This window comes from Novosphingobium sp. BW1, assembly GCF_008107685.1.
GTDB lineage: Bacteria > Pseudomonadota > Alphaproteobacteria > Sphingomonadales > Sphingomonadaceae > Novosphingobium.
The window spans coordinates 1-465 of the sequence record NZ_VIRF01000022.1; the positions used below are offsets into that span (position 1 = coordinate 1).

The following is a 465-nucleotide window of genomic DNA, read 5'->3' on the forward strand; positions in this document are numbered from 1 at the left end:
CGGTGGTGGTACAGGCCCCAGCGGCTCTCGGTGCGGAACAGCGAGGCGCGCGCGGCCATCTCCGCGCAATCGCGGATAACGCTGACTTCCAGGGCGCGCATCAGCTCGTGGGGGTTGTCCGCCTTGATCCGCTCCAGATCCTCGGCGATGGCCTGGATGCGTTGCAGGCCCAATTCCATCTTGCGGGTCACCTTGGGCGGTTGCAGGTAGTCGTTGACCAGCCGGCGCAGCTTGTACTCCACCTGCGCCGCCGGCAGGCCATGCTCGCGCAGCAGCGGCGCCTCGATCCGCGCACGCTCGCGCTCGACCTGGGCGCTGTCGACCGCGCTGAAGGCGCGCCCGGCGACGTATTCGGCGGCGTTGCGCCCGGCGAACCAGCCATAGGTGAAGGCGCCGAGCATGTAGTTGTGCGGCACCGCGGCCATGTCGCCGGCGGCGTAGAGGCCCTTCACGCTGGTCTCGGCC

1 protein-coding gene is annotated in these 465 nt (G+C 69.9%); it reads right to left on the reverse strand.

The window, feature by feature from the left end; genetic code table 11:
• A partial coding sequence (locus FMM79_RS00255) for a hypothetical protein (RefSeq protein ID WP_205466398.1) occupies positions 1–465 on the reverse strand: 465 nt, incomplete at both ends.